Genomic DNA, 21770 nt, shown 5'->3' on the forward strand with positions numbered 1-21770 from the left:
CTATCGCAAGGTCGAAAGGACATTCGTCAAAGCATTGCGCATATCGTCCGCCTCGATGCGCATGAGCACCGCTTCATCGATGTCACTCAGGTCGAGGTTCTCGTCGTTGGCGAGCCGGAACTCGCGTTCCTCCTCGGCCGACTCGATGACATTGCGGATGAAGCGCCCGTTGCCCGCCAGATCGACGCCGCGGCGCGGCTGGCCGTTCTGGTCTGTGCTTTCCTTGGCGTACAGCTCTGTGCAGGCTTGGACCAGCAGCGTCATCGCGTCGTCGGCGAGATCCGAATCGCGTTTGCGCGCTATGAATTGCCCGATCTCACCGAGTTCGGTCGGGGTGTAGGAATCGAACTTCACCCGTTTGGCGAACCGGGAGGCGAGGCCGTCATTGGAGGCGAGCAGCCGATCGATCTCGCCGTCGTACCCGGCGATGATGACGACAAGGCGATCGCGGTCGTCCTCCATCCTGGCCAGGATGGTGTCGACTGCCTCACGACCGAATGCGTCGCCGCCCTGTAGCCCGGTCTGAATCAGCGTGTAGGCCTCGTCGATGAACAGCACGCCGTCCATGGCGCTGTCGATCAGCTTGGATGTCTTTATCGCGGTACTGCCCAGATGCTGTCCGACGAAGTCGGCGCGCTTGGCCTCCACCAGCGAGTCGGTCTTCAAAAGGCCGAGTCCGCAATAGATCTTGGCGACCACTCGGGCGACGGTCGTCTTGCCGGTGCCGGGCGGACCGGTGAAGGCCAGATGCTGACCGCGCGGCACGCTGGCCATCCCCTTCTCGGCGCGGATCTTCGCCAGCTGCGCGGTCGCCTGTAGCTTGGCCACCTGAGTCTTGACCGCGCTCAGCCCGATCTGGGCATCGAGTTCGGCGCGTGCGGCCGCGAGAATCAGCTTGGCCTTGTCGTCGCGCTCCTCGCGGCCCATCTGCTCGGTGGAGGGCGCCGTGGCCGAATCCCACCGGTTGGTGCGTGCGTCGATCTGTTCCTGGGTGGTGATCGTGATGCGGTACTTGCGATCCCGCATGGCGTTGGCGTTGGCTTCGAAATCCGGCGCCTCCGAGTACACCTTCTCGAAAAGGGCTTGTGCTTCGGCTTCGTGGCCGGTTTCGCGCAAACACAGGCCACGGCAGAACCGAGCGGTGACGGCGGCCGCCGGAATGGGCCCCTGCTCGGCCTTTTCCATGCGGCGGATCGCCTCGCCGAACAGCCCGAGCTGTGCACACGCGGTGCCGACCATCACGTGTGCGGCCGCGGCCATGTACGGGTCTTCCCAGTCCGCGGAGCCCGCCAGCACCGTCATCACATCCGACCAGCGCTGGGTCTGGTAGTGCAGCGAAGCGCGGACGTACGCGCAGATGCGGTCGTCCACCTCGCGATCGGGTTGCGACAGTTGAGATTTGCGATGGGCGGCGAGTTCGTCGAGCACTCGCTCGGCCTCGTCGTAGTCACCCTCGGTGATCAGCACCGAGGCCTGGGCCAGCCTGATCTCGGTGAAGCTCGCCAGCGGATAGTCGATGTACTGACCGATCACGAAGCGTCCGGCCATCTCGCGGGGGCGCAAACCGAGGCGACGTTGCTCCCGGAACAGTGTTGTCGGACTTGTCTTGTACAAGTTGAACAGGACTTCGCGGGTGACTTCACCCGCGGCGGCCCGGCCGAGCCAGGCGTCGCACATATCGGGATCCCATTCGGTGGCCCGAGTGAACGCCAGCTTGGCGTATTCGAGATCGCGGGCGGATTCCTGCCCATCGATGGAGAGGCCCAGGGACAAGACGCCAGCATCGAAGGCGCGTTGTGCTTGGCGGTTGCCAGTCATGCGGGTAGCCCCCAGAGCATACGGTGTGTGCGAGATCTCGCCCAGCATACCGGCAGACGCCGGTATAGATTGAGTGCCTTATCAACCTCGACTGTGTGAAGTGGGAGTCTGCATACTCGTGAGCGAGCGTCAGCGAGTGAACCAAGGGCGCAGCGCGCGATCGGGCACGATGGAGTCGAGCGCTAGCGAGGTGGAGTCGTGAGCGAGCGTCAGCGAGTGAACCATAGGCGCAGCGCGCCATCGGGCACGATGGAGTCGAGCGCCAGCGAGGTGGAGTCGTGAGCGAGTCTTTGACCGGTGGCATGGTGGCCGCTGATCCGGAATTGTGTCGAGTGTCGATTATCGGAGGCAATACTCAGCTCGATCTGGGGTTGCCCGCGACCATTCCGATCGCCACCTTCATCACCGATGTGGTCGGTCTCATCGAATCACGTACCCCGGATCTCACCGAACACGAAGATGGTGCGCCACTACGCACCGAGCATTGGACCTTGGCCAGGGTCGGTCGCGACCCGATCCCGCCGAACCAGACCTTGACCGACGCTGAGGTTTTCGACGGTGAACTGCTTGTTCTGCGTTCGGTGACGGCGAAGGAATCCCCGGCGCTGTTCGACGATGTCATCGACGCGGTGTCGCGGCTGACCGCGGAGTCGTTCCGAAGTTGGTCACCGGTCGCGGCCCGCTGGATGGGCCTGATCTCGGCGCTGGGCGGGGTGCTGGCGGCCATCGTCCTGCTCGCGGTGGCGAAGCAGGACGATGGCGGCGGCTACCTCGGCTTCCTCGCGCTCGGCGCCGGTATCGCCGCCATCGCCGCGGCGGTGATCGCGACCAGGAAGTACGTGGCCCTGCTGACCGCGATGATGTTGTCGCTGTTCGCGACACTGCTGTGCTTCGCGGCCGCCGGATTGTTCGTGCCGGGCGAGCTCGGTAGTCCGCACCTGCTGTTGGCTTGCGCCACAGCCCTTGTCGTCGCTGTGGTCGTCTACAGCCTCACCGGCGTCGGCGCCATGAACTGCGCGACGATGATCACCGTCGTGTTGTTCGGCGGGTTCGCGGCCCTGGTCCGCATGGTGTGGGATGTCGGCACCCCGAAGATCGCCGCCGGTGCTCTTGTCGTGGCGCTGATCATCATCACGATGGCGCCACGGATCGCGGTCGCGGCCGCGCGGCTGCCGGTTCCGCCGGTTCCCACCGCTGGTGGTGCGATCGACCCGGCCGATCACGAGCCGAGGCCGACGATCGAGGACATCGGCGCTATCGGCGCCACCGCACTGCCGTCGGCGGTGGGTCTGGAGTTGCGGGCCAGTGCCGCGAACCAATACCAATCCGGCATGCTGCTCGGTAGTACGCTCGCGGCCGTGTTCGGGGCCGTACTCGCGGCCGATCAGCTGGGTACCGCGCGCTGGCAGGGCATTGCGCTCGCGGTGGTTGTCGGGCTGATCCTGTGCCTGCGTGGCCGGTCCTTCGCGGACCTGGTCCAGGCGAGCACGCTGATCGGTGGCGGTGCCACCACACTGCTCGCGGTGCTGATCACCGTCGGTCTCGGTCAACCCTCTTCCGCGCTACCGATTGCCGGGATATTGCTCGCGGTCTCGACGGCGATGGTCGCCTTCGGGGTGATCGCGCCGCATGTCGAGGTTTCGCCGGTGGTGCGCAGGATGGGAGAGCTCACCGAATATCTGCTGATCGTCACCATCATCCCACTGGTGTTGTGGATCATGGATCTCTACTCGGCCGCTCGAAACCTGTGATCGAGGCGCGCCTGTGAGTATTCCGCTGAGGCTGGCAGGGGTGATGTTGGTGCTCGGCCTCACCGCGATCGGCTTTCCCGGCCCAGCTTTCGCCATCGGGCCGCCCGGCATCGACGACGGTGCGCTCGGCGCGGCGATAGCGGCCAGCTCGGGCGGGCCACCTGACGCGACCGAGCAGCGCTCGGTCTGTGCCGAACCGACGCTCGCAGGCGCCCCGCCGCAGGATCCGCCACTGTCGCAGCGACTTCTGGATCTTCCCTCGGCGTGGCAGTTCAGCCGAGGCGCCGGCCAGAAGGTCGCGGTGATCGACACCGGCGTGAATCCGCACCCACGTCTGCCCGCGCTACAACCGGGTGGGGATTTCGTGTCGAATTCGAATGGCACCTCCGACTGCGATGGCCACGGCACCCTGGTCGCGGGCTTGATCGCCGCGCGGCCGAGCGCCGAGGACGGTTTCGCCGGTGTGGCGCCGGACGCGGAGATCCTCGCGATCCGACAGGTGAGCTTGGCCTTCGAATCGAAAGACCGCGGTCGCAGCGACGAACCGGGCAAGATCTCCTCCGCCGGTTACGGCAATGTACTGACCTTGGCCGCCGCCATCGTGCGCGCGGTCGATCTCGGTTCGACCGTGATCAATGTTTCCGAAGTCGCCTGTGCGGCAGGTGGATCCGATCCCGCGGACGCGGCCCTCGGCGCCGCGGTGAAATTTGCCTACGATCGAAATGTGGTCGTGGTGACGGCGGCGGGCAACATTCAACAGGGCGGTGCGTGCAGCGCCCAGAACGATGGCGGCGGGTGGGGTGCGGTACGGACTGTGGTGAGCCCGGCGTGGTTCACGCCCTACGTGCTATCGGTGGCCTCGGTGGAGCCGGACGGGAAGGCATCGGATTTCTCGATTCATGGTCCGTGGGTCGGCGTCGCGGCGCCGGGGCGCGGCATCGTCTCGCTCAACAGCAAGCCGGGCGCGGTCGGCGTAGTCGATTCTGTGCAGACCAGCGAGGGCATCGGACCTATCAACGGGACAAGCTTTTCCAGCGCCTACGTCGCCGGGCTGGCCGCATTGGTGCGGGCCAGGTTTCCGGAACTGTCGGCCGGGCAGGTGATGGATCGGATCATCCGCACGGCGATGCAGCCCGGCGCCGGCCGCGACGATCGGATCGGCGCCGGGCTGGTCGACCCACTCGCCGCGCTCACCGCGCAACTGCCAGCGCAACCGATCGGTGCCGGAGCCGATGTGGCGCGAGCACTACCGCCACCGCCGCCACCGCCGTATGTCGATCCCATGCCACGCAGGGTCGCGACTATCGGGACAGTTGCCCTGCTGGCCCTGCTCGTCATCGGCTACGCGTTGTCCATTCCGTTCCGTCGACAGCGGGTCGGTGTCGATCCGGCGGAAGAAACCCGAGAAGGACTGTAGGACATGGCTACCGAAGGATTCGTGCGTCGGCCTCGCATCGCGCCGCCCCGGCCGCCAGGCGGCGAAGTGGCCCTCTCCGCGCCGCCGGAAATTCCCCGGCCGGTGCCGACCGGGTTGTTGATGAAACTGATGCCGGTGGTGATGGTCGTCGCCGTCGTCGGCATGATCGCGATGATGGTCATGATGGGCAAGAGCCTGTTGGCCAATCCGTTCATGATGATGTTCCCGATGATGATGCTCATGTCGATGGTCGGCATGGTTGCGGGTTTCCGGGGTGGCGGCGGCACGAAGAAGGCCGCCGAACTCAACGAGGAGCGTAAGGACTACTTCCGCTATCTCGACCAGGTGCGCAGGGACGTGCGCAAGACCGGCCGTTCCCAGCTGGAAGCGTTGGTCTGGAGTCATCCGGAGCCTGCGGATCTGCAATCGATCGTCGGAACCCGGCGGATGTGGGAACGCCGGCCCAACGACCCGGATTTCGGACATGTGCGCGTCGGAGTGGGAAGCCATCGGCTGGCGACCAAGCTGGCCCGACCCGAGACCGGTCCGCTGGAGGACTTGGAACCGGTGTCGACGGTCGCGCTGCGCCGGTTCGTCCGCACCCATTCGGTGGTGCACCATCTGCCCACCGCGCTTTCGTTGCGCGCCTTCCCCGCCATCAATATCGAAGGCAAATCCGCCGAGGCCAGAATGCTGGTTCGGTCGATGCTGATGGAGTTCGCCGTCTCGCACGGACCCGACCACACCGCGGTCGCCATCATCTGCGCCGACCCCGACGGTGCGGCATGGGCATGGGCCAAATGGCTACCGCACCTACAGCATCCGATCGACCGGGACGGCCTCGGCTCTCGGCGCATGATGTACCAATCGCTGGCTGAACTAGAGACCGCCATGGCCGCCGAACTGCTCGAGCGCGGCCGTTTCATGCGCAACGCCCAGCCGACAGCCGGGCGAATCCACCTGTTGATCATCATCGATGACGGGTTCGTCAGCGGTACCGAACGCATCGTCAGCGACGCGGGCCTCGATTCGGTCACTGTCCTGGATCTGTCCGCGCCGCAGGCCGGTCTCGCGGTGCGCCGAGGTCTGCAACTGGTGGTCAACGACGGCATGGTCGCGGCCAAATCGGCCGCGGGCACCGAGAAGTTCGCCACCGCGGATGTGGTCACCGTCGCGGAGGGGGCCGCACTGGCCAGGGACCTCGCCCGCTACCGGGTCGCGACGGCCGCGCAGATCGTCAGCCTCGGTGACGAAACACGTGCGGTCACGGGCCTGATGTCGCTGCTGAAGGTGCCCGATGCCGCGCAGATCAATCCGACGGTGGTGTGGCGTCCGCGCAGTGACCGTGAGCGCCTGCGGGTGCCGATCGGTGTCACTCCGGACGGAACCCCGGTCGAGATCGACATCAAGGAGTCCGCCGAGAACGGCATGGGACCGCACGGATTGTGCATCGGCGCAACCGGTTCCGGGAAGTCGGAGTTCCTCCGGACATTGGTGCTTTCGCTGGTGACCTCGCATTCACCGGACCTGTTGAATCTGGTGCTTGTCGACTTCAAGGGCGGCGCGACCTTCCTCGGACTCGATTCGCTGCCGCATGTCGCCGCGGTCATCACCAACCTCGAGGAAGAACTCTCGATGGTCGACCGGATGAAGGACGCGCTGTCGGGCGAGATGAACCGCCGTCAGGAATTGCTGCGCTCGGCAGGAAATTTCGCCAATGTCACCGAGTACGAGAAGGCGCGCGCCGCGGGTGCGCAACTCGATCCGCTACCCGCGCTGTTCGTCGTAGTCGACGAGTTCTCCGAACTCTTGTCCCAGAAACCGGATTTCGCCGACCTGTTCGTGATGATCGGCCGACTCGGCCGCTCGTTGCGCGTGCACCTACTGCTCGCCTCACAGCGTCTGGAGGAGAACAAACTGCGCGGACTGGACAGCCACCTGTCCTACCGCATCGGTCTGCGCACCTTCTCGGCCAACGAGTCGCGCGCGGTGCTCGGTATCACCGATGCCTACCACCTGCCGAGCGTGCCCGGCTCCGCCTACCTCAAGAGCGACGCGGACGACCCACTGCGTTTCACCGCGTCCTACGTGTCGGGACCGTATGTTTCGCCGCGGGGTAGCCAACAGGTCGGTGGACGTTCGGTCGGTGGACAGATGCCGCTGGTCTTCACCGCGGCGGAGGTCGAAGCACCCGAGGTACCGCGCGGTACGACGCCGTCGCGGCCGCGTGGTCTACCCGAACTGCCGCCCGCGCCAGGCGGACTGGAATTGCCGCCCCCGCCAGGCGCCCTCGAACTGGATGCCGAGCCGGACGTGACCGCACGGCCGAACGAAGGTGTGCCCGCGACCCTGCTTCAGGTGGTCGTAGCGCAGCTGAATGGGCATGGACGGCCCGCGCACGAAGTATGGCTGCCACCGTTGGACGAATCGCCGTCGGTGGATATGTTGCTGCCCGATCCGGACTGGAAGTCTCCGGTCAATCGGCACGGTCAGCTGTGGATGCCGATCGGTGTGATCGACAAGCCCTACGAACAGCGTCGCGACGTGCTGATGATCGATCTGTCCGGCGCACAGGGCAATCTGGCCGTGGTCGGTGGCCCGCAGTCCGGTAAATCGACCGCGATGCGCACCGTCATCATGGCCGCCGCGGCCACGCACACCCCCGAACAGATCCAGTTCTACTGCCTGGACTTCGGTGGTGGCACCCTGGCCGGGCTCGCCGATCTGCCGCATGTCGGTTCGGTGGCGGGGCGCCTCGAGGTCGATCGGGTTCGCCGCACCATCGCAGAGATGAACACCTTGCTGCATCAGCGCGAGGAACGCTTCCGTGAGCTCGGTATCGAGTCGATCGCCGAATTCCGTCGGCGTAAGGCAGTACTCAGCGAGCTCCCTGAGGCCGAACGTGCCGCCGATCCGCTCTCCGAGGACCAATTCGGCGATGTGTTTCTCGTGGTGGACGGGTGGCCGACTATCCGCGCCGAGTTCGACGTACTCGAACAGGCCTTCAATTCGCTGGCCGCTCAAGGTCTGTCCTACGGCATCCATCTCATGCTCTCGGCCAGCCGATGGGCCGAGATTCGGCCCGCCATCAAGGATCTCATCGGCACCAGGCTGGAGTTGCGCCTCGGCGATCCGTCCGACTCCGAGATGGATCGACGCGCGGCCGTGCTCGTCCCGCTCGGCCGTCCCGGTCGCGGGTTGACACCCGACCGCCTGCACATGCTCATCGCGCTACCTCGGCTGGATTCCGACTCCAACGCACGCACACTCCCGGAGGGAGCGGGCGAAGCCAAGCGGCAGCTCAACGAGCTCTATGGCAGCAGGCGCGCACCGGAGGTGCGCATGCTGCCGCTGGAGATTCCACGCGAACAGGTGCTCGACACTGTCCGTCGGCACGGCATAGAACTCGGGCCGACTCGCGTCGCGGTCGGGATCGGTGAATCCGAATTGCAGCCGCTCGTCCTGAATTTCGCCGCCCAGCCGCACTTCATGGTCTTCGCCGACGTCGAGTCCGGCAAGACGACATTGCTGCGCAACATTGTCATGGGGCTGGTCGAGAATTCGAATGCCGATCAAGCGCGGGTCATCCTGATCGACTACCGGCGCACCATGCTCGGCATCATCGAGGGCGACCAGCTGGCCGGATACTCGACCTCCTCGCAAACCTCCGCCGGCATGATCCGAGAGGTCGCCGGCTACCTGGCCAAACGGATTCCCGGCTCGGACATCACCCCGAAGGAGCTGCGCGAGCGCAGTTGGTGGAGCGGGCCGGAAATCTACATCGTCGTCGATGACTACGACATGGTCGCCACCGGCGACAATCCGTTGGAGCCGCTGCTGGAATACCTGCCGCAGGCCCGCGATATCGGTATGCATCTGATCGTGGCCCGCCGCTCCGGCGGCGCATCCCGTGCCTTGTATGACAAGGTTCTCGGCCGGATGAAGGACCTGTCGGTCGACGCGCTGCTCATGAGCGCGCCGAAGGACGAAGGCAAGTTCCTCGGTGATATCCGTTCAACAAAGCTGCCTGCCGGTCGAGGCACGCTCGTATCCCGTGGTGAGCCCGAGATGGTTCAGATTGCCTACCTGCCGCCGGTATAACGGATCCCAGCTATCGGTGTGGTGTTCGAACAGGTCGGCGGCCCGCCTGTTCCGGACGTGAATCCGCCCCTGTGGTCCCGCTATTCGCTGGGGCCACAGGGGCGGATTTGTTCGAGTGGCTCGTCGAAACTATTTCACCGAGGCGACAGGCTGTTTCGCGGGTGAAGGGTCCGGCGCGACCCCGTCGTGCGCGACCATCGCCTCTTCCCTGCCGAGGCTCGGACCCGACGCGAGCAGCCCGACGATCGGCCACGGCGCGGGTTCCGGCTTCACGCCTGCCTCGGTATCCATCCCGAGCGCCTTGGACGCCTCAGCGTTCTTGACGCCGTAGCGGACTCCGGTGTCGGCGATGTAGAACATGCTGTCCTTGCGGCGGCTGTCCTGCTCGATGCCGGTGCTCTGGATGAACGCGCCGGTGCCCGGCTTGATGTACACCGAGTCGGCGTTGGCCCCGGAACCGTCCGCCTGCGCCAGCGGCACCAGTTTCGACTTGTCCGGAATCGGCAGGGTCACACCGGTGATCACCGAAAGCTCTGCCCGATTGCCGTCCTTGTTTTCCGCCGCCGCGGCGATCGGCTTCCAGGACAGGCATCCGACCGGCTGATCCCTTGCCTGGATGATCGATGGCGCGGCCTGCGGATAGTGCTCGACGCGCAACGTGTGCGACACGTTCGCATTGGTTTTATCGGTCTGATCGATGGTGGTGTTCGCCGCCGTGGACCGGTATCGGTTGCGAATGATGTTGGCGGTCAACGGGGAAATCTGTTGCAGCCCGTCTTGCAGCACCACATAGTGGATGCCCGGCACGGTGAGGACCTCCACCACATCGCCGATCCGATGGTTGGCGACCGGGTAGGACACCGAGCCGCCCGGGTCATCGATCTTGGGCGGAATGATCGGCAGCACTTCGGGAATCGTGTTGAGCAGGCCCTCACCGATCGGCCGTGCGGTGGCGCCGGTGATGTTCAGCGCGTCGGTGACGGCACGGTCTGTCATGTCGACCCGGGCTCGCCGGTTGTCGTACACCAGATACGTCGCGTCCTTGCCCTGCACGAGCATGGCCCTGTCGTTGCCCATGACCGACGCCTTCTCCCCGAGTTCGGGGGCGCCGGCGAGCACCGAGGTGGTGAGATCCTTACTGCCGTCGTTCTTCAGCTGATCGCACACGGTCCAGACGCGGCCCTTGCCGTCCTTCTCGAAGCGCAGCGAGGCGGGCGCACCGGGGATGCCGATCAGCTGGCCACGCGGCTTCTTACCGAGCTCGGAGTCCTTGACGACCGCGGGCTTGGACGGCTCACCCGCGGCAAGCCTGGCCGAGGCCAGGTTCAACGTGGGATACACGACGTCGTCGAGAACTACGTAGACGCCGCCGGATTCCTTGCCGATCAGAATCTTGTTGCTGCCGATCTTGTCCTGCGGGCGAAGCAGCGCGAGTACGCCGCAGCCCGCAAGTACGACGATGGCCAACACCAGCCCGGCCGCGTACGCGCGCGACTGCGAGCGCATCGGGTCGTGCAGCATCCGCACATCCCTGCGGACCAGTGCGTGCTCCATCCGCCGGACCAGGAAGCGGTAGCCACTGACCTGCCAGCGAGTAGTGGGTTTTGAAGGCATGTTTCCTCCCCCGAACAGTGCTCTCGTTCGCGGAACACAGTACAGTTCCCGAGGACTGTTGTTCAGCTCGGCCGGTAGTAAACGGCCGATATCGGGTACTTGGGGGACGACGATGGCCGAATCCGCCGGGGCGGGACCACGCCCGCTGCTCGGGCGCATTTCGCTGCAGAATCTGCTGGTGGCGCAGGTGATCGGGCTTTTCGCCGGTCTGGCCGCGCTGCTCGTCGGGCTCGCGGCCTTCCTCGCGCTCGGCATCGCCATCGTCGCCGCATCGGTGCCGCTTGTTCCCATTGCCAAACGGACGCTGCTCGACTGGGTCGGCACCTGGTGGCGTTATGCCACGCGCGATGACTACCAGCTCGGCAACACCGTCGATTTCCGTGGCCCCGATGGTCGTTCGCTCGGTTTGTACTGGGATGGGACCCGGGTCGTCACCGTCGTCGAGGTGCTCGCGCCGAAGGGCGGCCTCACTCGCATCGCCCGCACCACGGTGCACGCCTCGCACCTGCTGCCGCTTCCCGAGCTCGCCAAATGCCTCAACCAGCACGACATCCTGCTCAGCGGCATCGACATCATCAGCCATGGCCACCGCAGCCGCTCCGGCACGCCCGCGGGCAAGATCTACGAATCACTGCTCGGGCCGTTGCCCGCCACCGCCCATCGCACGGTGTGGCTCGCCATCAGCTTCGACGCGATCGCCTGCCCGGAGGCCGCGGCAAGGCGCGGCGGCGGCAGCGAGGGCGCCTCACGCACGGTAACCATTGCGACACAACGCATTATGCGCGCGCTCGAAGACGCCGACTGCAATGCCCGCATCCTCACCGCGCCGGAAATCCGCAAGGCGGTCCTGCAGATCACCGCCGGTTTCGATCCACGCACGCTGACCCACCGCTGGCGCTACGCGGAGATCGGCAACAACGTGAACATCGGCAGCGCGGTCGACCCGACCCGGCTCGGCTCGGACCTGCTCGCGCAATTGTGGGTGGCGCCATCGCGCGGCACCACAGTCGCGGTGCGGCTGCGGCCGGGCAGTTCGGCCGAGTCGGTGAGCATCGGCGCGGCCTGGCGGCTGACCGCACGCGAACTGCCGGAGCGAACCAAGCTCAAGGGCCTGATCTCGATGGCAGGACGCCACCGCGACGGGTTGCTCGCGCACTTGCCGCTCGCCATCCCGTCCGTCGACGACACCGTCCCGGTGGCCGAGTATCCGATCGACGTGATCGGGGCGCTGCATCTGCCGTCGTCGGGCTGCGGCCAGCTGATCGGCTCGGACGACGAGGGGCAGGGTGTCGCGGTGCGAATCGTCGGCACCGGCATCTCGACCGTCTACGTCGCGGGCGAGCTCTATCTGGCGCAGCAGTTGGTGTTCCGCGCGCTGGCGGTCGGCGAGCGGGTACTGGTCCGCACCGATCGCGCGCACGCCTGGGAAAACCTGGTGAACACCATCTCGAACCCGGAACGGCTCACCCTCGCGGTCGAAACCCACCAATCCGATGCGGGTTTCACGGCCACCGTCGTCGACGGAGTGCTCGCACCCGCACCACACGCCGGTGTCACGACGATCTATGTGACCGGCGACCCGATGGGCTGGCCCGCCACCCGCCCCGACCTGTCGTTCCACCAGCCCGGCGCCATCGGCAACCACGTCATTTTGCGCACCGGCACCGCCCAGGTCGACCTCACCCTGGTCTCCATCCCCCGCGAGGCCACCTACATCGGCCATCCGCGCGGGCGCCGCGCGATGGCGAACAGCAACTAGCCCGGATACGGGTCGACGGCGCGTGCGGTCCGCAATGTTCGTGCCCACCAAGCCAATTGGCTGATCAGACGGTCGGCGGCGTCGATCGCGGCACCGTCCTGGGTGTCTCCCGCCGAATCGAAACGCTTCTTCGCCTGATGGAAGCTGACCGTCTCGCGTATGGAGACCATGTGGATTTCGGCGACCACTTGCCGCAACTGCTCGACAGCGCGTAGCCCGCCGGACAGACCGCCATAGGACACGAATCCGATCGGTTTGGCCCGCCATTCCCGTTTCGCCGTATCGAAGGCGGTTTTCAGCGAGGCCGGATAGCCGTGGTTGTACTCGGAGGTGATCGCCACGAAGGCGTCGGCTGCGGCCAGCCTGGCGCGATATGCCTCGACCGCCGGATTGTCGGTGAGGTCGACCGGTAGCGGAGTTTCGCTGAGATCGATTACGCCCGTATCGAATTCGGGACTTGTCCGCACCGTACGCAGAAACCAATCGGCGACGACCGGGGCGAAACGCTCCGGCCGCACACTGGCCACGATGACTTCGAGCCGCAACGGGTTGTCCACAGCGCGAGCCTATCCCGCGACAACCTCCGATCTCCTCTTTCGTGCCCTGGATGGTTCACATGTCGTCGGAGGTGATTCCGAACCTGCGGCGGATCGGGAACGACGCGAGGTAGCCGAGAATCAATGCGACCGCGATGATTCCGGTGCCGATCAGTGCGATATTGCGGGCCCGATGATCGGGTGCGGGAGCCGGAGCGGGCACCGCCAGCTGGGTGCTCATGGCCGGGCTCGGGCGCTTGGGCGGCAGCCCCCCGGTCACCTCGTTGGTCAGCGCGGCGATCGGGTCGACCGCGCCGTAGCCGACGTACTGATTCCAACCCTCGGCGGGCGCGTGCGCGGTGGCCTGCACCCGTTTGATCACTTCCTGCGCGCTGAGCTCGGGGAAGCGAGCACGCACCAGCGCGACGACGCCGGACACCAGCGGCGTCGCGAAGCTGGTGCCGTTCATCGTCTGCTGTTCGCCGCGGGTGTTGATGGTTCCGGTCGCCGTCCCGGAGCCGCGCGGATCGAGGGAGATCATGTTCTCGCCCGGCGCGGCCACGCTCAGCCACGGACCCGGCACGCTGAACTTGGACGGCGCGCCGTTGGCATCGATCGAGCCGACCGCCAGCACGTAGTCGTCCCAGCGGGCCGGGACCACATTGACCTGGACCTTGCTCCACGGGTCCGCGGTGGGATCGAACGGATCGATCACCTCCTGATCCGTTTTGCACGCGCCGTCCTTGTTTCCCGCGGCGACCACGACGACTACGTCTTTCACCAGGGTGGCGTATTGCAGTGCGGCACCGATGGATCCGTCGCGGTCCTTCTCCGGCCCGCACCAGACCTCGGAGACATTGATGACCGAGGCGCCCTTGTCCGCGGCCCTCCGGATCGCCGAGGCCATGGTGGGCAGGTTTCCGTAGCCCTCGGGCAGGTCGTCGGGATTACGCTCTCGTGCCCGGCCTTCCTTCTGATACATCTTGCTCGTCTGCCGGATGCTCATGATGCGCGCATCGGGAGCGACCCCGGAAAAGCCTTGACCCTCAACCTTTGTCGCGGCGATGAGGCCCGCGACGAAGGTTCCGTGTGCGTCGCAGTCCTCGGTGCCGTCGCCGGAATTGGCAACGAAGTCGCCTTCGGCCTCCATCCCCGGCAGCCGGGGATGGCGCACGACGCCGGTGTCGATGACCGCGATCAGCTGGCCTTCGCCACGCGAGAACCGCCAGGCGCTCTGTAAGTCGAGTGAGCGCTGCGCGGCGGGGATACTCGGTCCGTCGCCGCCCGACACGGTGTTCGAGCAATCGGAATTCGGTGGCCGCTCGGTCTTTTCGGGCGGTGCCGCCGGATCGCCTGCGGGCAGCAGGCTCGGATTCACCGGTGGTGGCCGGTCGGCGTGCGCGACTCCCTGTCCGGCGCCGAGCCCGAAAGACGAGCTCAGGCCGAGCGTTACGGCAACGGCCGCTACGCGCAGCATGATCTTCACAGCCCGCGAACGAGCGAGTAGAGCGAGGCCACCCAGAACACCAGCGGCAGTACGGCCGCGACGAACGCGTACTCCAGCAGTTCGACGCCGCGGCGCATCGGCGGCGTCGCCGACTGATTCGGGACGATGATGCCGAGAATGAGCGCGGCGACCAGGATGGCCATCGCGGCACCGAAGACCACCAGCGGCTGTTCCATGCCGATGCCCGCGCCGACCAGCATCATCAACACGATGCTCGCGCCGCCCGCGATCAGCACAACGGCCTGTTCGGCGCCCGCGTAGGTGCGGCTGCGGAACATCAGCACCACCGCGCAGACCAGCGCGAGCGCGATGCCCTGCCAGTAGGGGTCCTCGGCGTTCGGGTCGGCGGCGGCAAGCGCACCCGCGACAGTGACGAGTGTGGTAGCCGCGACGAGTCCGCCGAGATACATGCGGGCCCGTTCCGACTTGACCCGCAACGCGTCCATGGTCGGCAGCGCGCGGTGATCGTCCGGGTCGTCCTCGGTCGGGTCGATCGGGGTGCCGGGCGAAGGCACCGGCGGCAGCGGCAGTTTGGCGAGCAGCATCGAAACCCGAGGTGCGAGCGAGAGCCCGCCGAGTCCGAGCGCGGCGGCGATCGCGCCGACGGCGCGCACCGACTGCTCGGTGAGCAGGCCGATCAACGCGGCCGGAACCGCGTACACCGCAAGGGTGCTCGCGCCGATGAACAGCGCGAGCCCGACACCTGTCACGCGCCACGCGAGGATCGCGGTGGCCCCGACGAGGACCGAGCCGAGCAGCACGTGCGCCCAGTTGTAGTCGTCGGGCACAAGCAGCATGCCCGCGGCGAACGCCGGGGGCAGCGCACAGCCACCGAGGACGAGCGCGGTTGCGGTGTCCCCGTACATGCGACTGAGCACCATGCCCGCGACCACCAGCAGGATCGCGACGGCCAGCGCCATCGACCCGCTCACGTAGCCGGGCAGTGCGTCCTTCGAAAGCAGCAGGCCGAGACAGCCGACGATCATGGTGAGCGCGGCGAGGACGGAACCGGTGATCCTCGCGACCTTCGGTGTCCAACTGCGGTAGTGGTCGGTGTCCGCGATCGCGACGTTGTACATGATGTCGTCGAACAGCGGGGTCGGCGCGGTGTGCGATGCGCTCTCCAGCATCAGCAGTTCGCCGTCGCGGACGCCGTGTTCGCCGAGACTCAGGGAATTGGAGAACGGGGGATGACCGATGCGGGCGAGCACCCACTCGGCGGGCTCGAAGCGCTCGCCCTCGTTGTCGAAATCGTTGGTGCGACTGTGCTGTGCGACCATGTCGACAACACTCGGGATCACCAGGGCGACGGGCACGTCGACCGGAATCGCCATATCGACCTGAGTGTGTTTCGCGAGAATCGTCACCCGGGCCAAGTCCGGTGCGCGGACGATACCGCGCGAGGATTCTTCATCGATGTGGTCAAGGCGCGCGTGCGTCAAGCTTCCCCCAACTCGTTCTCTACCTCGTGTTTCCGCAATCGGCATACCCAAGGGCCGAGCTTGCGAACCCACGGTTCGGGCAGCAGAATGCTGGTCGAACTGTACGACATGTCAGCTGCCGGCTCTACACTGAGGCCGAAGTACAGCTGCGTAAGGGGGATTTCTCGTCTGATGAGCGAGCGTAGCGACAGCGAGGCACAGCGATGAGTACCGTCAGGTTCCAGCGCCGTGCGCGACGAGAGATGCCGCGTTCGCCAGGTGGCGAGGTCACGTTGCAGCCGCCGCCCGAGATCCCACGGGTAACGCCGGGCAGTCTGCTCGGCAAGCTGATGCCCGTCGTGATGGTCGTCGGCATGGTCGGGATGATGGCCCTGATGTTCACGCAGGGCGGTGGCATCTCGGCGAACCCGATGACCATGATGTTCCCGATGATGATGGTCTTCTCCATGGTCGGCATGTTCGCTGGTCAGGGCGGTGGCAAGGGGGCCAAGGCCGCTGAGGCGAACGAGGACCGCAAGGACTATCTGCGGTATCTCGACCAGGTGCGAAGGGATGTCGACGACACCGCCCGACAGCAGCGCGCTTCGGTCGAATGGAGCCACCCCGAGCCCGGCCTGATCTGGATGCTCGCGGGCACCAGCCGGATGTGGGAGCGGCGCGCGGGGGACAAGGACTTCTGCCACGCCCGCATCGGTATCGGCGGCCAGCGCCTTGCCACTCGCCTGGTCGCGCCGGAGACCGGTCCTGTCGAAGAGTTGGAGCCGATCGCCGCGGTGTCGCTGCGCCGTTTCGTGCGCGCCCACTCGACGGTTCCCGATCTGCCCACCGCGATCGCGGTGAAGGGCTTCGCGACCATCGCCCTCGACGGCGACCGCATCGAGGCCAGGGAAATGACCCGCGCGATGTTGTTGCAGCTGTGCATGTTCCAGGCTCCCGACCAGGTGCTCGTCGCCGTGGTCTGCGGACCAGACACCGCACGGGAGTGGGAGTGGACCAAGTGGCTGCCGCATACCCAGCACCCCGATTCGCAGGACGGCATCGGCACCCAGCGCATGTTCTACGGCTCGATCCGCGAGGCGATGGCGGGCCTGCATCCGTTGCTGGCCAACAGGGTTCGCTACTCGCGTAACCAGCCCGCCAACGTCAACCTCGTGCACATCGTCATCGTGGTCGACGGCGGTCTGCTGGAGGCCGAGGACGACCAGCTGCGTGAATCCGGCTACGAAGGCGTCACCCTCATCGACTTGTGTGGGTACGCACCACGTTTGGCGGTTTCGCGCGGCATCAAGATGGTGGTGGAGAACGGCGAGTGCGTCGGCCGCGGCGCCACCGGCAACCAGGAACGTTTCGCGCTGATCGACCGGATCTCCCCGCAGCAGGCCCAGCAGGTCGCGCGCAGGCTCGCGCCGTATCGCGCGGCGACCCAGCGCAGCAGCGATGTCGAGGTCGACGACTCCGAGGTGATCTCGTCGTGGTCGCAGCTGATGAGCCTCGGCGATATCGGCACGTTCAATCCCGAGCATGCCTGGCGGCCCCGCTACGGCCGTGAGCGGTTGCGCGTCGCGTTCGGTGTCGGCGCGGACGGCCTGCCGGTCGAACTCGACATCAAGGAAGCTGCCGAGAGCGGCATGGGCCCGCACGGCCTGTGCATCGGCGCGACCGGTTCCGGTAAGTCCGAGTTCCTGCGCACGCTGGTGCTCAGCCTGCTCGCCACCCACTCACCGGACCAATTGAACCTGGTGCTCGTCGACTTCAAGGGTGGCGCGACCTTCCTCGGTCTCGATGGCGTGCCGCACGTCGCCGCGGTCATCACCAACCTCGAGGACGAGGCAGACCTCGTCGACCGGATGAAGGACGCGCTGGCGGGCGAGATGAACCGTCGCCAGGAAGTGCTGCGCCAGGCGGGCAACTTCGCCAATGTCTCCGAGTACGAGAAGGCCCGCGCCGCCGGTGCCGACCTCGACCCGTTGCCCGCGCTGTTCGTCGTGCTCGACGAGTTCTCCGAATTGCTCACCCAGCACCCGGATTTCGCCGAACTGTTCGTGATGATCGGTCGCCTCGGCCGCTCGCTGCACGTACATCTGCTGCTGGCCTCGCAGCGCCTCGAAGAAGGCAAGTTGAAGGGCCTGGAGAGTCACCTGTCCTACCGGATCGGTCTGAAGACCTTCTCCGCCAATGAATCTCGCCAGGTGCTCGGTGTTCCCGATGCCTACAATCTGCCGGGCATTCCCGGTGGCGGGTACCTGAAGTCGGACTCCGGCGAGATCCAGCGGTTCCAGGCTTCCTACGTTTCCGGCCCCTACATCGGCGGCGGTTCGCAGCGCGAGGTCACCAGCGCGGGCATCGCGGGCGGCGAAATCGACGTGAAGGCACGCCCGTTCGCCGCGACCCATGTCGGTTTCCGCGCCGCCGACCGGATCCCGTTGCAGCCGACGCCTTCCGACGAGCCCGAGCAGTCCGACGACGGCGAGCAGATCTCCAATGTGAACATGCTCGTCTCGCGCATCCGCGGCCACGGCCGCCCCGCGCACGAGATCTGGCTGCCGCCGCTGGATGAGGCGCCGACCCTCGATCAGCTCATCCCGCGCTCCATCCTCACCGGCGAGTACTCGGCGGTCGCGACACTGCGCGCGCCGATGGGCCTTGTCGACAAGCCCTACGACCAGCGCCGCGACCCACTGGTCGTCGACCTGTCGGGTTCCCGGGGAAACGTCGCGATCGTCGGCGGTCCGCAGTCCGGCAAATCGACCGCGCTGCGCACCATGATCATGGCGCTTTCGCTCACCCACACCGCCGAGCAGGTGCAGTTCTACTGCCTCGACTTCGGTGGTGGCACCATGGCCAGCTTGCAGGGGCTGCCGCATGTCGGTTCGGTGGCAAGCCGATTGGACGATGACAAGGTCCGTCGCACCGTCGCCGAGATGAACACCATCGTCCGGTCCCGCGAGGCGCGTTTCCGTCAACTCGGCATCGAGTCCATGACCGAGTTCCGCAGGTTGCGGTCCATGGACCCCTCCAGCAGCCCGGCCGCCGCAGGTGCGCACGAGGACCCCTTCGGTGACGTTTTCCTGGTGATCGACGGTTTCGGCTCCATCCGCCAGGACTTCGATCCGCTCGAGCAGCCGATCATGAACCTTGCGGTGCAGGGGCTTTCGTACGGCGTGCACGTCGTCATCGCGCTGGCGCGGTGGGCGGAGGCGCGTCCCGCGCTCAAGGACCAGATCGGCACCAGGATCGAGCTGCGCCTCGGTGACCCGATGGACTCCGACCTCGGCCGCAAGTTCGCCGCCCTTGTCCCACAGGGTCGGCCCGGTCGCGGTATGACGCCCGAATGCCTGCACATGCTTACCGCGCTGCCGCGCATCGACACCAGCTCCGACCCCACCAATCTCGGTGCGGCGGTCGGTGATGCGGTGGCGACGATCGCCCGCCTCACACCGGGCAGGCACGCCCCGGCGGCGCGCATGCTTCCGGAAGTACTTGCGCGCGAGCAGCTGCTGCAAATGGCGGGAAACTGGCCATCGCAGGTCGATACCGACCGCAAGAACATGCGTATTCCCCTCGGTATCAACGAATCCGAGCTCGCGCCGGTCTATATCGACTTCAACGAGAGCCCGCACTTCATCGTCATCGGTGATACCGAGTCGGGTAAGACGGCGCTGTTGCGCTCGATCGTCGAGGGCATCGCCGCGTCGAACACCCCGAATCAGGCGCGCTTCATTCTCGGCGACTACCGGCGCACGATGCTCGGCCTGGTGCCCGACGGCTACCTCGCGGGCTACGGGTCGACCGGACCGCAGTTCACCCAGAACATGGCCGATCTCGCCGCTTACGTCAGCCAGCGGACACCGGGTCAGGACGTCACACCGCAGCAGCTGCGCGATCGCTCGTGGTGGAGCGGGCCGGAGTTGTTCGTCATCATCGACGACTACGACCTTGTCGCCACCTCGATGGGCAATCCGGTGTCGGTGCTGGTCGAGCACCTGCCGCACGCCCGCGACCTCGGCTTTCACCTGATCATCGCCCGCCGCTCCGGCGGCGCGAGCCGCGCGATGTACGAGGCGACGCTGGCCAGAATGAAGGACCTCGGCTCCGCCGGTCTGATCATGAGCTGCAACAAGGACGAAGGCATCCTGATGGGCACCACGCGCCCGAGCATCAAGCCACCGGGCCGCGGTACCTACGTCACGCGAAACAGTGAGGATCTGGTTCAGCTGGCATGGATGCCGGCGGCCGAGTGATGGCCGTCGTCGATCTGGTTGTCACCGACACGCGGATCTGGGCGCGCGGCCCGGCCACCCACTGGGCGGTGCCGCCCTCGGTCGTGCTCGGCAGCGACGGGGACCTGGTGATCGGTGAGTCGTTGACGCCACCGACACAGGTCAGCTCCGCCGTTCAGTTCATCGCGGGCGCGCGGCTCGCGCTGCTGCCTCGAGTTCCCGCGGTCTCCGAGGCGATGACGGCGATCGTCGAGACGGTGCTGCGCAATCTCGGTGTCGCCACCCCGTGTGATCAGGTCACCGTCGTGTGTCCAACGGAGTGGGGTTCGCGTCGACGTGGGGTACTGGAGGCCGCCCTTCGTCGCGTCGCCAGCGATGTGTTGTTCGAGGACATGGCCGTTCGCGCGGTGTCAGCGGATGAGGGTACCGACCGCAGCAGACGCACCGTCGTGCTGGAATTCGGCCCGCTCGCCACCACCGCCACCGCCGTGGTGCGCAGCCATCAGGGCATCCACCTCGAATCATGTGAGTACGAACCGAATCTCGCACTCGCCGACATCGGCCCCGACCCACAGGGCATCGACGACCTTGCCGCGCTCATCGCCAGGCTGCTCGACGACAGGCCCGCCGATGTTGTTCAGGTCGTGGGTGTTTCGGACTCGGCGAAACTCGAGATGATCCGCTCGCTGGTTCAGCAGATCTGTGGACCCGCCATCGAACTCCGGCCGATCGGCGGTGCCGACCTGGTGCGTGGGCCGACACCGGACCCCGACCGGCGGACCGAGGTGGTACCGGCGCTGCCTGCCACGGAATGGATGCAGCCGCTTCGACAGCGCGCGGCCGCCGCCGCGGCCCCCGACCGTCGCCGCATCGGATACATCGTCGCCGGGGTAGCGGGCGTTCTGGTTGTCGCCGCGGCCGCGGTGGGCACCGCGGTGGTGCTCGGCGGCTCGGAAGACAGCCCAGCGGTGTCGGCGGAAACCTCGGCGCCGGTCACGACCACGGCGCAATCGACTGGCAATGCCAGGCCCGCCCCAGCTCCGGGAGCCCAGCCGCCGGAACCTGTTGGGCGCGTGGGTTTCCAGATCCCGGAGGGCTGGCGGTTCGCGCAGCCCCCCGACCCGAGCAAGCCGCGTTTCGACCTGGTGCCGCAGGACGGCAGCCGCATGCGCATCACCGTGACCCAGACGCCGGTCGCCGCCGGGGTCGGATACGAACAGGTTGCCAGGAACCTCGAGGCCCAAATGCAGCAGAAGCCCAATGGCGCACTGGCCGATCTGAAACATGACCAGGTGTTCGGTGGAAAGTCGGGCCTGGCCTATACCGAACGGCCCGGTGACGGTTCCACGGTGCGCTGGCACGTGCTGGTGGAGCACGGACTCCAGGTCAGCACCGGATGCCAGTATCTCGGCGAATGGGAGCCGCTCGCGGCGACCTGCGAACAGTTCGCGGCTTCGGAGCAGGTGCTGCCGTAAAACATTGTGCCCCTACGGGAATTCAGTTCCCCTATCTCCGCCGATAAGGACGCAGGTCACAGGCAAGATTCATGATCTTGCTGAGACGGTTCGCACTCTGGCGCGCGCTCAGGCACGCAGTACGGAAGCC

At 66.4% G+C, this 21770-nt stretch carries 11 protein-coding genes; 6 read left to right on the top strand and 5 right to left on the bottom strand.

Annotated elements, in window-relative coordinates; all coding sequences use genetic code 11:
• Positions 1–1818: a type VII secretion AAA-ATPase EccA gene (eccA, locus tag ACLMAJ_RS06330; protein WP_412012564.1), complete on the bottom strand. Its 1818-nt coding sequence runs from the start codon at positions 1816–1818 to the stop codon at positions 1–3.
• Positions 1819–2096: 278 nt separating this feature from the next.
• Between eccA and eccD (ACLMAJ_RS06335) the strand changes: the two genes are divergently transcribed.
• From eccD (ACLMAJ_RS06335) to eccCa (ACLMAJ_RS06345), 3 genes are read left to right on the top strand one after another with little or no spacing between them, the layout of a single operon-like run.
• Positions 2097–3569: a type VII secretion integral membrane protein EccD gene (eccD, locus tag ACLMAJ_RS06335; RefSeq protein WP_412012565.1), complete on the top strand. Its 1473-nt coding sequence runs from the start codon at positions 2097–2099 to the stop codon at positions 3567–3569.
• A gap of 43 nt (positions 3570–3612) precedes the next feature.
• Positions 3613–4986, top strand: coding sequence for a type VII secretion-associated serine protease mycosin (gene mycP, locus ACLMAJ_RS06340; protein WP_412012832.1), 1374 nt, complete (start codon positions 3613–3615; stop codon positions 4984–4986).
• A 3-nt stretch (positions 4987–4989) separates the two neighbouring features.
• A complete protein-coding gene (eccCa, locus tag ACLMAJ_RS06345) occupies positions 4990–9087 on the top strand; it encodes a type VII secretion protein EccCa (RefSeq protein ID WP_412012566.1) in 4098 nt (1365 codons plus the stop codon).
• A gap of 129 nt (positions 9088–9216) precedes the next feature.
• Here eccCa (ACLMAJ_RS06345) and eccB read toward each other — a convergent pair whose 3' ends face one another.
• Entirely contained in the window at positions 9217–10701 is a 1485-nt protein-coding gene (gene eccB / locus ACLMAJ_RS06350) for a type VII secretion protein EccB (RefSeq protein WP_412012567.1), read from the bottom strand.
• A 112-nt stretch (positions 10702–10813) separates the two neighbouring features.
• On the opposite strand from eccB, the gene eccE reads away from it, so the two are divergent.
• Complete coding sequence (gene eccE, locus ACLMAJ_RS06355) at positions 10814–12460, top strand: type VII secretion protein EccE (protein ID WP_412012568.1); 1647 nt, start codon at positions 10814–10816, stop codon at positions 12458–12460.
• Here the strand turns inward: eccE and ACLMAJ_RS06360 are convergent.
• Genes ACLMAJ_RS06360 through eccD (ACLMAJ_RS06370) form a run of 3 tightly spaced genes read right to left on the bottom strand, consistent with a single transcriptional unit; the run spans position 12457 to position 15945 of the window.
• Entirely contained in the window at positions 12457–13017 is a 561-nt protein-coding gene (locus ACLMAJ_RS06360; RefSeq protein ID WP_412012569.1) for an NADPH-dependent FMN reductase, read from the bottom strand. The two genes, eccE and ACLMAJ_RS06360, sit on opposite strands and share 4 nt — an antisense overlap.
• A gap of 55 nt (positions 13018–13072) precedes the next feature.
• On the bottom strand, positions 13073–14473 hold the full coding sequence (gene mycP / locus ACLMAJ_RS06365; RefSeq protein WP_412012570.1) for a type VII secretion-associated serine protease mycosin: 1401 nt from the start codon (positions 14471–14473) through the stop codon (positions 13073–13075).
• Between the two features lie 5 nt (positions 14474–14478).
• The gene (eccD, locus tag ACLMAJ_RS06370; RefSeq protein ID WP_412012571.1) at positions 14479–15945 is read right to left on the bottom strand and encodes a type VII secretion integral membrane protein EccD; all 1467 of its coding nucleotides are present in this window, start codon (positions 15943–15945) and stop codon (positions 14479–14481) included.
• Between the two features lie 203 nt (positions 15946–16148).
• On the opposite strand from eccD (ACLMAJ_RS06370), the gene eccCa (ACLMAJ_RS06375) reads away from it, so the two are divergent.
• Positions 16149–20186, top strand: coding sequence for a type VII secretion protein EccCa (eccCa, locus tag ACLMAJ_RS06375; protein WP_412012572.1), 4038 nt, complete (start codon positions 16149–16151; stop codon positions 20184–20186).
• Positions 20165–21640 carry a type VII secretion-associated protein gene (locus tag ACLMAJ_RS06380; protein WP_412012573.1) on the top strand — a complete coding sequence of 492 codons (1476 nt, stop codon included), beginning with the start codon at positions 20165–20167 and terminating at the stop codon, positions 21638–21640. The genes eccCa (ACLMAJ_RS06375) and ACLMAJ_RS06380 overlap by 22 nt, the downstream gene beginning before the upstream one ends.
• Positions 21641–21770 lie beyond the last annotated feature (130 nt).

The organism is Nocardia arseniciresistens, from assembly GCF_046764875.1.
In the GTDB taxonomy this organism is placed as follows: domain Bacteria; phylum Actinomycetota; class Actinomycetes; order Mycobacteriales; family Mycobacteriaceae; genus Nocardia; species Nocardia arseniciresistens.